Origin of the sequence: Enterobacter sp. MGH120 (assembly GCF_001037725.1) — a bacterium.
Lineage (GTDB): Bacteria > Pseudomonadota > Gammaproteobacteria > Enterobacterales > Enterobacteriaceae > Enterobacter > Enterobacter hormaechei_C.
Map to the genome: position 1 here is coordinate 1,854,347 of NZ_KQ089940.1, position 13,709 is coordinate 1,868,055.

Here is a 13,709-nt window from a genome sequence, read left to right on the forward strand (position 1 = left end):
TCGTGTTGGGATTAGAACGCGTAGTTGAAGTTGGTACCAAACAGCCAGGCTTTACCTTCAGAGGAAAACTCGTACGGGCCTTCCTGGAAGGTCACCTTCTGGCCATGCATGTACGACACGCCCGCGTCGATAGAGGCATTCTCGTTGAACGCGTAGGTTGCCCCCGCACTCACCCAGAAACGGTCCTGATCCGGAATGGAGATAGAACGTTTATCGGCCGGTACCGGGCTGTCATCAAATGCCACGCCGGTACGGAACGTCCAGTTGTCATCCATATAATAGGTCGTACCAAGCGCGATACGGTAAGCATCGTGGAAGCTTTCGTCTTTATAGAACAGCGTCTGGCCGTTGCTGCCGGTGGCTTTAAGCTCCTCGAACTGGCTCCAGCTGGTATACGCGAGGCTGTAGTGAATTGCCCACTGCGGCGCAACGCGGTTATAACCTGACACTTCCCACATTTCTGGCAGATGCAGCGACAGTGAACCCGGTACGGTTTGATTCGAGGTACCCCATGGAATGGTGGTGCCCGCGCCTGGGACCATACCGTTGACTGGGCTCAGGATGCCGCTTTTGTAATCGCCATCGAAATCAATTTTCACTTCTGAGCGATAGGTCAGACCCCAGCGGTTGTTTTTATCCAGTTCATACAGGATACCGGCGTTCCAGCCGTAACCCCATTCATCACCTTTCAGGCTGGCAATTTTATTGCTGTTTTTCGGCAGTGCAGCAGTTTGCTCCCCGGAGTAACGCTCGATTTTTGCATCGGCGTAGACAGCATCAAAGCCCAGACCAAAGCTCCAGTTATCGTTCAGACGATATGCGCCGCTCAGGTTGAGGTTCAGGGTCGTCAGGTCGGTTTTACCGCCGTATTCCCCGGCCGGATAGTTGTTATTGAACTCCGTTGCCAGGCCATAGTTAGAGGTGACAGAGGCACCCCAACCAAACTGTTCATTGATTGGCGCAACAAAGTGCAGGTTAGGCACCCACGCGGTCGGCGCAATGTTATCCGCCTTCAGATCTGCGCCGGTGAACTGAGATTTGCCAGAAATATTGACATCAGGATCGATGTAAACCGCACCGGCAGAGAAGGTAGGGCGATCAAACATCATGATCAGTGCCGGGTTACGACTCGCGTTGCCTGCGTCATCGGCAATCGCACCTTCCCCGGAATACGCACGGCCAAGGCCAGAGGAAGAAAATTCGTTTAACTGGAAGCCCGCTGACCAGGCGGACGTTGAGACGATTGCCACTGCAACTGCTAAAGCAGTTTGTTTGAACAGGGTTTTCTGGCTCATGACCATAACCTCATTGAGTTATTTTTATTCAATAATTGTTACATACCGTAACAGGAGCGCGAAGTGTAGGGTCTGAGGTATGACTTACAAATCAGACCAGTGGCGAGAGTATAGGTCTGACCAGCTGGGATGTTGCAAGTTTGTTTATTAATATTTTCAGATATGTTTCTTGAAACGAGATCTGGTTGGCAAAATTGTGACCAGTGCGATTCCCCTGAAAAGGAGAATTTTGTTTAAGATCATTTTTTAGTGTGATATTGCTCACTTATCCGATTTTGCGCCATTAACGGCTGGAGGGGGCTCGTCCGGGGGCGTAAAATAGACGCATCGTGTTTATCTCGCGCCCTGCGCGAATACAGAGGAAATTGAGCTATGAGTAAATGCAGTGCTGATGAAACCCCGGTTTGCTGCTGTATGGATGTTGGCACCATTATGGACAACACCGATTGCACCGCCTCTTACAGCCGCGTATTCCCTAACCGCGCTGAAGCGGAAGAGACGCTGGCCGCGCTGAGCCAGCGCGCGCGTGAAGTCGAATCCGATCCGTGTGAAATCAAATCCACCTTCACGGAAGTGGAAGGCGGCGTGCGGCTGGATATCGACTTTGTGTTCGCCTGCGAAGCAGAAACGCTGATCTTCCAGCTGGGCCTGCGTTAATACTTTTTGCACGGGCCTACGATCGTGTAGGCCGGGTAAGGCAACGCCGCAACCCGGCAACAAATCTCACAAATGCCTCTGCCATGCAGGGGCATTTTCTTTTTCTTCTCTGTGCCTTAGCTCGCAATTTTTCGCTTCCCCGATTGGCTCAATGTAAAAAAATAGTTAAGACTATTATCAGGTCAGACCACTTAATGTGTGCGCAAAATTTTTTTACAGGGGAGTGTTATGAGTCAGGCATTACCGCTTATCACCCGACACGGTGACCGCATTGCCATTGTCAGCGGGTTACGTACGCCGTTTGCGCGTCAGGCAACCGCGTTTCACGGTATACCGGCTGTCGATCTGGGAAAAATGGTGGTGGGGGAGATGCTTGCTCGCAGCGAGATCCCGCCAGAGGTTATTGAGCAACTGGTTTTCGGCCAGGTGGTGCAAATGCCGGAAGCGCCCAATATCGCACGTGAAATCGTGCTGGGCACCGGCATGAATGTTCACACCGACGCATACAGCGTCAGCCGCGCCTGCGCCACCAGTTTCCAGGCGGTGGCGAACGTGGCGGAAAGCCTGATGGCGGGGACCATTCGCGCGGGGATCGCCGGCGGCGCGGATTCCTCATCCGTGCTGCCCATCGGTGTTAGCAAACAGCTGGCCCGCATCCTCGTGGATGCCAACAAAGCCCGGACCACCGGTGCGAAGCTCAAACTCTTCTCGCGTTTACGTCTGCGCGACCTCATGCCCGTGCCACCTGCCGTTGCTGAATACTCCACCGGCCTGCGTATGGGCGACACTGCCGAGCAGATGGCAAAAACCTACGGTATTACCCGCGAACAGCAGGATGCACTGGCGCATCGCTCGCATCAGCTCGCTGCGAAGGCGTGGTCGGAAGGCAAACTTGCCGACGAGGTGATGACGGCTTACATCCCGCCTTTCCGCGAACCGCTGGTGGAAGATAACAATATCCGTGGCACCTCGACGCTGGAGGATTACGCAAAACTGCGCCCGGCGTTTGATCGTAAACATGGCACCGTTACGGCGGCCAACAGTACGCCACTGACGGACGGTGCCGCCGCCGTGATCCTGATGACGGAATCCCGGGCGAAAGAGCTTGGCATAACACCGCTGGGCTATTTGCGTAGCTACGCCTTTACCGCCATTGATGTCTGGCAGGACATGCTGCTCGGTCCGGCCTGGTCCACGCCGCTGGCGCTGGAGCGTGCGGGGTTGACGCTGGCTGACTTAACCCTGATCGATATGCACGAAGCCTTTGCCGCACAAACCCTGGCAAACATTCAGCTGCTGGCAAGCGAGCGCTTCGCGCGCGATGTACTGGGCCGCGCCCACGCGACCGGCGAAGTGGATCAGAGTAAGTTTAACGTGCTTGGCGGATCCATCGCCTACGGCCATCCATTTGCGGCGACCGGCGCGAGAATGATAACTCAGACTTTGCACGAGCTGCGTCGCCGCGGCGGCGGTTTTGGTCTCGTTACCGCCTGTGCGGCGGGTGGCCTGGGTGCAGCAATGGTTCTGGAGGCTGAATAATGGAAACGACATCTGCATTTAATCTGGCTGTTCGCCTTGATAACGTGGCTGTTATCACCATTGATGTACCCGACGAAAAGATGAACACCCTGAAGGCCGAGTTCGGCGTTCAGGTGCGTGCGATGCTCAGACAGATCCGCGAAAACAAAGCGATACGTGGCCTGGTATTTATCTCGGCAAAGCCGGATAACTTTATTGCCGGGGCCGATATCAACATGATTGCCCGGGCGAAAAGCGCTCAGGAAGCAGAAGACCTGGCGCGTCAGGGGCAGCAGGTAATGGCGGAGATCCATGCGCTGTCGATACCCGTTGTCGCTGCGATCCACGGGGCCTGCCTGGGCGGTGGGCTTGAGCTGGCGCTGGCCTGTCACAGCCGCATTTGTACCGACGATGCGAAAACCGTACTCGGACTGCCGGAGGTACAGCTTGGATTGCTGCCCGGTTCAGGTGGCACGCAGCGCCTGCCGCGTCTGGTGGGCGTCAGTACGGCGCTGGAGATGATTTTAACCGGTAAACAGCTGCGCGCCCGTCAGGCGTTAAAGGCGGGTCTGGTTGATGAGGTCGTTCCGCACGCCATCTTGCTTGAGGCCGCCGTTGAGCGGGCGCTGAAAGGTCGTCAGGCGAAACGCCCTCTGCCGGTGCGCGAGCGTATCCTCGCCGGGCCGCTGGGGCGTACGCTGCTGTTCAATATGGTGGGTAAAAAAACCGAGCAAAAAACCAAAGGGAACTATCCGGCAGCGACGCGCATTCTGAAGGTGATTGAAACCGGTTTATCGCAGGGCAGCAGCAGCGGTTATGCTGCGGAAGCGAAAGCCTTTGGCGAGCTGGCGATGACGCCGCAGTCGCAGGCGCTGCGCGGCATTTTCTTTGCCAGCACGGAGGTTAAAAAAGATCCGGGCAGTGAAGCTGAACCGGCTCCGCTGCGCGCCGTTGGCGTTCTGGGTGGTGGGCTGATGGGCGGCGGCATCGCATTTGTCACCGCCAGCAAAGGCAAATTGCCCGTACGTATCAAAGATATCAACCCAAAGGGTATCAACCACGCGTTGCAGTACAGCTGGCAGAACCTTGATCGCAAAGTGAAGCGCCGCCATATCAAGGCCAGTGAGCGTGATAAAACCCTCGCGATGATCACTGGCGCCACCGACTACAGTGGGTTTGCACACCGCGATCTGGTGATTGAAGCCGTGTTCGAAGATCTCGCCCTTAAGCAGCAGATGGTGGCGGACGTTGAACAGCATTGCGCGCCGCACACTATTTTCGCGTCAAACACCTCGTCTTTGCCGATCGGCGACATCGCGGCGAAAGCCGTGCGCCCGGAGCAGGTGATAGGGCTGCACTATTTCAGCCCTGTCGAAAAAATGCCGCTGGTGGAGGTTATTCCACATGCCACAACCAGCCCGCAAACTATTGCCACCGTGGTGAAGCTGGCGAAAAAACAGGGCAAAACCCCGATTGTGATCGCGGACAAAGCCGGCTTCTACGTCAACCGCATTCTGGCGCCGTACATTAACGAAGCGATGCGGTTGCTGACGGAAGGGGAGAAAATTGAGCACGTCGATGACGCCCTGGTGAAGTTTGGCTTCCCCGTCGGCCCAATCCAACTTTTGGATGAGGTAGGAATTGATACGGGGACTAAAATTATCCCTGTGCTGGAAGCGGCTTATGGCGATCGTTTTGCGCCGCCTGCAAACTTTGTTTCTGCAATTTTGAAGGACGATCGCAAAGGCAGAAAAAATGAACGCGGTTTCTATCTTTACGCCGTGAAAGGGCGTAAAAGCAAGAAACAGGTCGACCCTTCGGTTTATGCGCTTATTCCTGTCACGGGTCAGGGAAAACTGTCGGCGGTTCAGTGTGCTGAGCGCTGCGTGATGATGATGCTCAATGAAGCGGCGCGCTGCTTTGGTGAGCAGGTGATCAAAAGCGCGCGCGACGGCGATATCGGCGCCGTGTTTGGTATCGGTTTTCCGCCATTCCTTGGCGGTCCGTTCCGGTATATGGATACCCTCGGGGCGGGTGAAGTGGTTGCGATCCTGCAACGTCTGGCCTCGCAATATGGTCCACGGTTTACACCTTGTGACGAATTATTGCAGATGGCGGAACGGGGTCAGACATTCTGGCCCGCAAGGGAAACTGATTGCGTAAACTGAAGTCAAAGAAGGGTAAATCCTGAGGTGATGGAACCTGTTCTGGCGAAATTGTAAACAGAGATTGACTATACTTACGCCATTGAGGTAAAAAACAGCGTTTCATTCACCGAATGGATCAGGCACAATGCCCGGCCATCGGGTTTTCTACCTCAGAGCATTAATCGCGGGTAGTTAACGCCGGTGATTCTGGTTAACAAAAGCGGTGCAATATGCAAGTTTTTATCATGCGTCACGGCGACGCGGCACTCGATGCCGCCAGTGACTCAGTACGTCCTTTAACCGTCTGTGGCTGCGACGAATCCCGTCAGATGGCGACATGGCTTAAAGGTCAAAAAGTGGACATTGAACGCGTTCTGGTGAGTCCGTTCCTGCGGGCAGAACAGACGCTGGATGTGGTAGGGGAGTGTATGAACCTGCCATCCAGTGTGGATGTTCTCCCTGAACTCACGCCGTGTGGCGATGTTGGCCTTGTCAGTGCTTACCTTCAGGCGCTGTGCAATGAAGGCGTCGCTTCCGCACTGGTCATTTCCCACCTGCCGCTGGTCGGCTATCTGGTATCTGAGCTGTGCCCGGGCGAAACGCCACCGATGTTCACAACGTCCGCCATTGCCAACGTCACCCTCGACGAAACCGGCAAAGGGGTCTTTAACTGGCAAATGAGTCCGTGCAACCTGAAGATGGCAAAAGCCATCTGACGTGACGTGCGATATGGCGGGGTGCAGCGTGCCTCCCGCCATCCTGTCAGGGCAATTCTGGCGGCTGCCACTCCTCCACCTCAATCAATACCAGCAATGCGGCATCTCCGCCGTACTCTTTTGGCGCCTGATGAAAAGCCATCACATGTGGATGCTGAGCCAGCCACAGCGGTGTCTGTTGCTTAAGAATATGTTTGCCGTGGCCGTGCATCACGCAGGCGCAAAAAACATGCTCGCGACGACATGCCGCGATCAACGCCCCCAGCTCCTGTTTCGCCTGCATCTGGGTCAACCCATGCAGATCGAGGAACAGCTCCGGCGAATAATCTCCCCGGCGTAATTTTTTCAGTTCAAAATGGCTGACGTCTTCGCGCACGTATTTCACCGCACCCTGCGTATTTAGCAGCGGCTGAAACTCATCTGAAAAATAGTGGCTGTTATCGGCCTGCTCCTGGAGCAACCGTTTGACCGGTACCTCGCTGACTTTTTTACGCTGCGGGCGATGGACAATGGTGTCGTGCGTGATTTGACGCGTCCCGGTCATCAGCTGGCGGAATAGAGCCTGATCCTCCTCGCTGAGCGATGTTTTCTTTTTCATTCGTCATTCTCATCTCGTATTTCCGATAGTGTACCCGACTAAACGCATTTTTTAACCTCAAGCGGTACGCGTCATTGCTGATTTATCGCCGTCTTCATGGCAAACTAGCCGCCGAAAATTATGCGAGCATGCCCTGGAGGAAAGAGTGGATAAAATTTTTGTCGATGAAGCAGTAAACGAGCTGCATACCATACAGGACATGTTGCGCTGGTCGGTTAGCCGCTTCAGCGCCGCCAATATCTGGTACGGACATGGTACCGACAATCCGTGGGATGAGGCCGTGCAGCTGGTGCTGCCGTCTCTCTACCTGCCGCTGGATATTCCGGAAGACATGCGCACCGCGCGCCTGACCTCCAGTGAAAAACACCGCATCGTTGAGCGCGTGATCCGTCGCGTAAACGAGCGCATTCCGGTGGCTTACCTGACCAACAAAGCCTGGTTCTGCGGCCACGAATTCTACGTTGATGAGCGCGTGCTGGTGCCGCGTTCGCCGATTGGCGAGCTGATCAACAACCATTTTGACGGCCTGATTAACCATCAGCCGCAGCACATTCTTGATATGTGCACCGGCAGCGGCTGCATCGCCATTGCCTGCGCGTACGCCTTCCCGGAAGCGGAAGTGGACGCCGTCGATATCTCCACCGACGCGCTGGCCGTCACCGAACACAACATTGAAGAGCACGGGCTGATTCATCACGTCACGCCTATCCGCTCTGACCTGTTCCGCGACCTGCCGACGCTGCAATACGACCTGATCGTCACCAATCCGCCGTACGTGGATGCAGAAGATATGTCCGACCTGCCGAACGAGTATCGTCACGAGCCGGAGCTGGGCCTGGCGTCAGGTTCTGACGGGCTGAAGCTGACCCGCCGCATCCTGGCGTGCGCGCCGGATTATCTGACCGACGACGGCGTTCTGATTTGTGAAGTAGGCAACAGCATGGTACATCTGATAGAGCAGTACCCGGATGTGCCGTTCACCTGGCTTGAGTTCGACAACGGCGGTGACGGCGTCTTTATGCTGACCAAGGCGCAACTGCTTGATGCACGCGAATACTTCAGCATTTACAAAGATTAATCCAGCGGGCTTCGGCCCGTTTCACAACGCTCAAACACAAACAACAACATCGGAGCCGTGATGGCAGGAAACAGTATTGGACAGGTATTCCGTGTGACCACCTTTGGCGAGTCGCACGGTCTGGCACTGGGTTGTATCGTTGATGGCGTCCCGCCAGGCATCGAACTGACCGAAGCCGATTTACAGCATGACCTTGACCGTCGTCGCCCGGGTACCTCTCGCTACACCACGCAGCGTCGCGAGCCGGACCAGGTTAAAATTCTCTCTGGCGTCTTTGAAGGCCGCACCACCGGGACCAGCATTGGTCTGCTGATCGAAAACACCGATCAGCGTTCTCAGGACTATGGTGCTATCAAGGACGTTTTCCGTCCTGGTCACGCCGACTATACCTACGAACAAAAATATGGCTTTCGCGACTATCGCGGCGGCGGACGTTCTTCCGCGCGTGAAACCGCGATGCGCGTGGCGGCAGGGGCAATTGCCAAAAAATATCTCCAGCAGAAATTCGGCATCGTTATCCGCGGCTGTCTGTCCCAGATGGGCGACATTCCGCTGGCAATCAAAGACTGGGATCAAGTAGAGCTCAACCCGTTCTTCTGCGCCGATGCCGACAAGCTGGACGCGCTGGATGAGCTGATGCGTGGCCTGAAAAAAGAGGGCGACTCCATTGGTGCGAAAGTCACCGTGGTGGCCGACGGCGTGCCGGCTGGCTGGGGCGAGCCGGTATTTGACCGCCTTGACGCCGACATCGCCCACGCGCTGATGAGCATCAACGCGGTGAAAGGCGTTGAAATCGGCGACGGTTTTGACGTGGTCAAGCTTCGCGGCAGCCAGAACCGCGACGAAATCACGAAGGCGGGTTTCCAGAGCAACCATGCGGGCGGCATTCTGGGTGGCATCAGCAGCGGGCAGCAAATTATTGCCAATATTGCGCTGAAACCAACGTCCAGCATTACCGTCCCGGGCCACACGATTAACCGCGCTGGCGATGAAGTTGAGATGATCACCAAAGGGCGTCACGATCCGTGCGTGGGGATCCGCGCGGTGCCGATCGCAGAAGCGATGCTGGCAATCGTGCTGATGGATCACTTCCTGCGCCAGCGCGCGCAGAATGCGGATGTGACGACCACCATTCCACGCTGGTAACTATGAAAAAAACCGCAATCGCTCTGCTGGCGCTGCTGGCCAGTGGAGCAAGCCTGGCCGCTACGCCGTGGCAGAAAATCACCCACCCGGTAGCGGGGAGTGCGCAGTCCATTGGCGCTTTCTCCAACGGGTGTATCGTCGGTGCGCAGGCGCTGCCGTTGCAGTCGGATACTTATCAGGTGATGCGTACCGATCAGCGCCGTTATTTCGGCCATCCTGACCTGCTGCTGTTTATTCAGCGTCTTGGCAACCAGGTGCATAACCTGGGGCTGGGGACGGTGCTGATTGGCGATATGGGGATGCCTGCCGGTGGTCGCTTCAACGGCGGTCACGCCAGCCACCAGACCGGACTGGATGTGGATATCTTCCTGCAATTGCCGAAAACGCGCTGGAGCTCAGCGCAGCTGCTGAAACCGCAGGCGCTGGATCTGGTCTCGGCCGACGGTAAACGGGTCGTCGCCTCGCGCTGGTCGCCGGAAATTTCCAGCATGATTAAGCTGGCGGCAGAGGATAACGACGTCACGCGGATCTTTGTTAATCCGGCCATCAAGCAGCAGCTTTGCCTGGATGCGGGAACGGATCGCGACTGGTTGCGTAAAGTGCGCCCGTGGTTCCAGCACCGGGCGCATATGCATGTTCGCCTGCGCTGTCCGGCGAACAGCCTGGAATGTGAAGATCAGCCGCTGCCACCGCCTGGCGATGGTTGTGGTTACGAACTGCAAAGCTGGTTTGAACCGGCCAAGCCTGGAACCTCTAAGCCTGAGAAGAAGACACCGCCTCCGTTGCCGCCTTCCTGCCAGGCGCTACTGGATGAGCATGTACTTTAATGGATAATTTCGTCGATCTGTTCATGGTGTCACCGCTGCTGCTGGCAGTGCTCTTTTTTGTTGCGATGTTAGCCGGATTTATCGATGCCCTGGCGGGCGGCGGCGGGTTGCTCACCGTTCCGGCGCTGCTGGCGGCAGGCATGAGCCCTGCCCAGGCGCTTGCCACCAACAAACTCCAGGCGTGTGGCGGTTCGCTCTCCTCGTCGCTCTATTTTATCCGGCGCAAAGTGGTGAATCTCGCCGATCAGAAGCTCAATATCCTGATGACGTTTATTGGCTCAACGGCGGGTGCGCTGCTGGTCCAGCACGTACAGTCCGACATTCTGCGCCAGATCCTGCCGCTGCTGGTTATCTGTATCGGCCTCTATTTCCTGCTGATGCCAAAGCTCGGGGAAGAAGATCGACAGCGTCGTCTTCACGGCCTGCCGTTTGCGCTGATTGCCGGTGGCTGCGTCGGTTTTTACGATGGCTTCTTTGGCCCGGGGGCAGGTTCGTTTTATGCGCTGGCATTCGTGACGCTGGCCGGATTCAACCTCGCCAAATCCACCGCCCACGCCAAAGTCCTCAACGCGACCTCCAACGTTGGCGGTCTGCTGCTGTTTATCATTGGCGGCAAGGTTATATGGGCAACCGGGTTTGTGATGATGGCAGGGCAGTTTTTGGGCGCGCGCGCAGGCTCGCGTCTGGTATTAAGCAAAGGACAAAAGCTGATCCGCCCGATGATTGTTGTCGTCTCGGCGGTGATGAGCGCCAAACTTCTTTATGACAGCCATGGACAGGAGATCCTCACCTGGTTGGGGATGAACTAATGAACAGTACGCATAACTACGAACAGCTGATTGAGATCTTCGATAGCTGTTTCGCTGATGATTTTAATACCCGTCTGATTAAAGGCGACGACGAACCGATCTATCTTCCAGCTGATGACGAGGTTCCGTATAACCGCATCATCTTTGCCCACGGCTTTTACGCCAGCGGTTTGCACGAAATTTCGCACTGGTGTATCGCCGGGAAAGCGCGTCGCGAGCTGGTGGACTTTGGTTACTGGTACTGCCCGGACGGGCGCGACGCCGCCACCCAGGGGCAGTTCGAAGATGTGGAGGTGAAACCTCAGGCGCTCGAATGGCTGTTCTGCGTAGCGGCGGGTTTCCCGTTCAACGTAAGCTGTGACAATCTCGAAGGCGACTTCGAGCCAGACCGTATCGTCTTCCAGCGCCGCGTTCATGCGCAGGTGATGGAATATCTTGAGAAAGGCATCCCGGCACGTCCGGCACGCTTGATCGAGGCTTTACAGAATTATTACCACACGCCGGAGATCACGGCGGAATGCTTCCCTTGGCCGGAAGATCTTTAACAGAGGAAAGAAGATGATCGCAGAATTTGAATCACGCATTCTGGCGTTAATTGATGACATGGTGGAACACGCCAGTGATGATGAGCTGTTCGCCAGCGGTTATCTGCGTGGTCACCTGACGCTGGCGGTAGCCGCGCTGGAAGCCGGGGACGATCACTCTGCCGACGCCGTTCACGCGGAAGTCACTCGCAGCCTGGAAAAAGCCATTCTGGCCGGGGAACTCTCTCCGCGCGACCAGTCTTTAGTGCTGGGCATGTGGGACAATTTGTTCCAGCAGGCGAAAGCGAAGTAAGTGTATCACCGCCCTCTCCCACAGGGAGAGGGCCGGGGTGAGGGTACCAGACCGCACCCTACTTGACCATTTTCCCCTTCAGCAATTTCCGCACCCACAGTCGGTTTGGATTCAGCCCCGCGAGCGTAACCCTGTCCAGCGGAACCGGCTCGTCGCTCATTTGCGCGGCTAACGCTTCAGCCAGCAGCGGCGCGGAGCATAATCCCCGCGAGCCTAAGCCACCCAGCATAAACAGCTCGGGGTGAACGGGAGCACTTACCGCCGTTTCTTTGTTGTCAGCAAGATCCTGATAGACTTCAAGCGTGGCGTCATAGTCCGGCACGTTTCCCGCCATCGGCAGGTGATCGCGGGTCGCGCAGCGTACGCCGCAGCGCGCCTGACCCTCACCGACATTCACCTCTTTTGCCCACGACGCATCCGGGAAACAGTCGAGCAGGCGCTGGCGGTTTTGCTGCTGATCCGCTTCGCTGTACTGCATATCTGTTTCACCGCGATGGTAGCTGGCACCGATGCAGTGATGGCCGTTGGACGGGTTTTGCGGCGTCAGGTAGCCGTCGTAACACAGCACCTGACGCAGTTTGCTCAGTTGGGGGGCGGCAGGAATATGGCTTACCTGGCCGCCGACCGGATAAACCGGCAATGACGCTGTCTGGGTAAACTGGCTGATATGATGCCCGTTGGCCAGCACAACGCTGGCATGCTGCGCCTCTTTGCCGTTAGCGAAACGCAAATTCCAGTGCGCAGTGCGGCTTAGCGATTGAACCTTATGGGCATAATGCACTGTCAACCCACGCGACTGCCCGAGGGCTATCGCCGCAGAAGTCAGTTCAGCCGGACACAGCCAGCCGCCGAGTGGATACTGAATACCCCCGCAGCCGGTGTCGACGCCAGCGGTCTCTGCAACCTGCTGCGCCGTGACGGCATGGGCGATGGCCTCCGGCAGACCCAGCGACAGCATTTGTGTGATTTTCTGCTGGCTCTTCTCGTCCCAGCCGAGCTGCGTCACGCCGCACCAGTTGTGGTCGAACGCAACCGGCAGGCTATCGTAAAGGCGGCGAGCAAACGTAAACGCCGCCGGGAAGAACTGGAACAGTGCCGGATCGTGTGAACTTAATAAGGGATAAAGCGCGCCCTGACGGTTGCCTGATGCGCCCGTCGCCGGCGCCTCGTCAGCGCAGTAGAGCGTCACCTGCCAGCCACGGTGCAGCAGCGCCAGCGAGAGCAGGGCGCTGGCGATACCCCCGCCCACAATGGCGACCTCACGCGAGGTGCTGGCGCGACGGGCAAACCAGGGGGCCTGCGCCGGGATCGCCAGATCCTGTTCCATCACCCCGACCAGCATGTCGCGTTTGCGGCCAAAGCCTTTGGTTTTCCGCATGGTAAACCCCGCCTCCTGCAACCCACGGCGAACAAATCCCGCCGAGGTGAAGGTAGCAAGCGTCGCGCCCGGGCGCGCCAGACGTGCCATGGCGCTGAACAGGTGCGGGCTCCACATGTCCGGGTTTTTGGCGGGCGCAAAACCATCCAGGAACCAGGCGTCCACCTTCTGATTCATTGAGTCATCGAGCTTATCGGTCAGGTCGTTAATGTCGCCCAGCCACAGGTCGAGGGTGACGCGTCCGTCGTCCAGAATCAGACGATGGCAGCCGCCGATAGCCGGAGGCCACTGGGCCTGAAGCTGTTCCGCCCAGTGGGTAAGCTCCGGCCAGCGCTGATGGGCAAGCCGCAGATCGTGCGCGGTAAGCGGAAATTTTTCGAAACTGATGAAATGTAATCTTTGTAAGGTAGCCTCGGGGTGGGCAGCGCGAAACTGGTCGAACGCCTGCCAGAGGGTCAGAAAATTCAGCCCGGTGCCGAAACCGCTCTCCGCTACGACAAACAGGCTGCGCGGATGCTCAGGGAAGCGGGTGCTGAGATGATTTCCTTCGAGGAAGACATAGCGCGTCTCTTCCAGTCCGTTATCATTAGAAAAGTAGACGTCATCAAAATCTCGGGAAACAGGTGTACCCTCAGCGTTGAATTCGAGGTTGGCAGGTTGTATGGCGTTTTGTTTCACGTAAGTTACTCGTCCGACAGGCAGT

Annotated in this window: 13 protein-coding genes; 10 read left to right on the forward strand and 3 right to left on the reverse strand. The window is 56.8% G+C overall.

From position 1 onward, the window contains the following. Nucleotides 1–11: 11 nt before the first annotated feature. The gene (gene fadL, locus SK54_RS08830) at nt 12–1,295 is read right to left on the reverse strand and encodes a long-chain fatty acid transporter FadL (protein WP_017383456.1); all 1,284 of its coding nucleotides are present in this window, start codon (nt 1,293–1,295) and stop codon (nt 12–14) included. Between the two features lie 372 nt (nt 1,296–1,667). Here fadL and SK54_RS08835 point away from each other — a divergent pair, with 372 nt between their 5' ends. The 4 genes from SK54_RS08835 to sixA all read left to right on the forward strand — a co-directional run bounded on the left by SK54_RS08835 (nt 1,668) and on the right by sixA (nt 6,333). Continuing rightward, nucleotides 1,668–1,952 carry a YfcZ/YiiS family protein gene (locus SK54_RS08835; protein WP_017383455.1) on the forward strand — a complete coding sequence of 95 codons (285 nt, stop codon included), beginning with the start codon at nt 1,668–1,670 and terminating at the stop codon, nt 1,950–1,952. 228 nt (nt 1,953–2,180) lie between these two features. After that, entirely contained in the window at nt 2,181–3,491 is a 1,311-nt protein-coding gene (fadI, locus tag SK54_RS08840) for an acetyl-CoA C-acyltransferase FadI (RefSeq protein WP_017692982.1), read from the forward strand. Next, nucleotides 3,491–5,638 (forward strand): fatty acid oxidation complex subunit alpha FadJ, encoded by a 2,148-nt coding sequence (gene fadJ, locus SK54_RS08845; protein ID WP_048219712.1) that lies wholly within the window; start codon nt 3,491–3,493, stop codon nt 5,636–5,638. Before fadI ends, fadJ begins: the two co-directional genes overlap by 1 nt. A gap of 209 nt (nt 5,639–5,847) precedes the next feature. Next, nucleotides 5,848–6,333, forward strand: a complete 486-nt coding sequence (gene sixA / locus SK54_RS08850) for a phosphohistidine phosphatase SixA (protein WP_003861375.1) — start codon at nt 5,848–5,850, stop codon at nt 6,331–6,333. 46 nt (nt 6,334–6,379) lie between these two features. Here sixA and smrB read toward each other — a convergent pair whose 3' ends face one another. Next, on the reverse strand, nt 6,380–6,931 hold the full coding sequence (gene smrB / locus SK54_RS08855; protein ID WP_015572246.1) for an endonuclease SmrB: 552 nt from the start codon (nt 6,929–6,931) through the stop codon (nt 6,380–6,382). 145 nt (nt 6,932–7,076) lie between these two features. On the opposite strand from smrB, the gene prmB reads away from it, so the two are divergent. Genes prmB through SK54_RS08885 form a run of 6 tightly spaced genes read left to right on the forward strand, consistent with a single transcriptional unit; the run spans nt 7,077 to nt 11,628 of the window. Beyond that, entirely contained in the window at nt 7,077–8,009 is a 933-nt protein-coding gene (prmB, locus tag SK54_RS08860) for a 50S ribosomal protein L3 N(5)-glutamine methyltransferase (protein ID WP_003861381.1), read from the forward strand. Nucleotides 8,010–8,069: 60 nt separating this feature from the next. Beyond that, the gene (gene aroC / locus SK54_RS08865) at nt 8,070–9,155 is read left to right on the forward strand and encodes a chorismate synthase (protein ID WP_015572247.1); all 1,086 of its coding nucleotides are present in this window, start codon (nt 8,070–8,072) and stop codon (nt 9,153–9,155) included. Between the two features lie 2 nt (nt 9,156–9,157). Continuing rightward, nucleotides 9,158–9,982, forward strand: coding sequence for a penicillin-insensitive murein endopeptidase (gene mepA / locus SK54_RS08870; RefSeq protein ID WP_015572248.1), 825 nt, complete (start codon nt 9,158–9,160; stop codon nt 9,980–9,982). Further along, complete coding sequence (locus tag SK54_RS08875; protein ID WP_003861386.1) at nt 9,982–10,791, forward strand: sulfite exporter TauE/SafE family protein; 810 nt, start codon at nt 9,982–9,984, stop codon at nt 10,789–10,791. Before mepA ends, SK54_RS08875 begins: the two co-directional genes overlap by 1 nt. Beyond that, nucleotides 10,791–11,336 carry an elongation factor P hydroxylase gene (locus tag SK54_RS08880; RefSeq protein ID WP_003861390.1) on the forward strand — a complete coding sequence of 182 codons (546 nt, stop codon included), beginning with the start codon at nt 10,791–10,793 and terminating at the stop codon, nt 11,334–11,336. Before SK54_RS08875 ends, SK54_RS08880 begins: the two co-directional genes overlap by 1 nt. A 13-nt stretch (nt 11,337–11,349) precedes the next feature. Beyond that, entirely contained in the window at nt 11,350–11,628 is a 279-nt protein-coding gene (locus SK54_RS08885; RefSeq protein WP_017383451.1) for a YfcL family protein, read from the forward strand. A gap of 58 nt (nt 11,629–11,686) precedes the next feature. On the opposite strand, the gene mnmC is transcribed toward SK54_RS08885, so the two are convergent. After that, nucleotides 11,687–13,684, reverse strand: a complete 1,998-nt coding sequence (mnmC, locus tag SK54_RS08890) for a bifunctional tRNA (5-methylaminomethyl-2-thiouridine)(34)-methyltransferase MnmC2/FAD-dependent 5-carboxymethylaminomethyl-2-thiouridine(34) oxidoreductase MnmC1 (RefSeq protein WP_017383450.1) — start codon at nt 13,682–13,684, stop codon at nt 11,687–11,689. Nucleotides 13,685–13,709 lie beyond the last annotated feature (25 nt).

Coding starts and splice junctions, on each gene's coding strand:
- fadL (WP_017383456.1), bottom strand. CDS start 1,295: ATGAGCCAGAAAACCCTGTTCAAACAAACTGCTTTAGCAGTTGCAGTG.
- SK54_RS08835 (WP_017383455.1), top strand. CDS start 1,668: ATGAGTAAATGCAGTGCTGATGAAACCCCGGTTTGCTGCTGTATGGAT.
- fadI (WP_017692982.1), top strand. CDS start 2,181: ATGAGTCAGGCATTACCGCTTATCACCCGACACGGTGACCGCATTGCC.
- fadJ (WP_048219712.1), top strand. CDS start 3,491: ATGGAAACGACATCTGCATTTAATCTGGCTGTTCGCCTTGATAACGTG.
- sixA (WP_003861375.1), top strand. CDS start 5,848: ATGCAAGTTTTTATCATGCGTCACGGCGACGCGGCACTCGATGCCGCC.
- smrB (WP_015572246.1), bottom strand. CDS start 6,931: ATGAAAAAGAAAACATCGCTCAGCGAGGAGGATCAGGCTCTATTCCGC.
- aroC (WP_015572247.1), top strand. CDS start 8,070: ATGGCAGGAAACAGTATTGGACAGGTATTCCGTGTGACCACCTTTGGC.
- mepA (WP_015572248.1), top strand. CDS start 9,158: ATGAAAAAAACCGCAATCGCTCTGCTGGCGCTGCTGGCCAGTGGAGCA.
- SK54_RS08875 (WP_003861386.1), top strand. CDS start 9,982: ATGGATAATTTCGTCGATCTGTTCATGGTGTCACCGCTGCTGCTGGCA.
- SK54_RS08880 (WP_003861390.1), top strand. CDS start 10,791: ATGAACAGTACGCATAACTACGAACAGCTGATTGAGATCTTCGATAGC.
- SK54_RS08885 (WP_017383451.1), top strand. CDS start 11,350: ATGATCGCAGAATTTGAATCACGCATTCTGGCGTTAATTGATGACATG.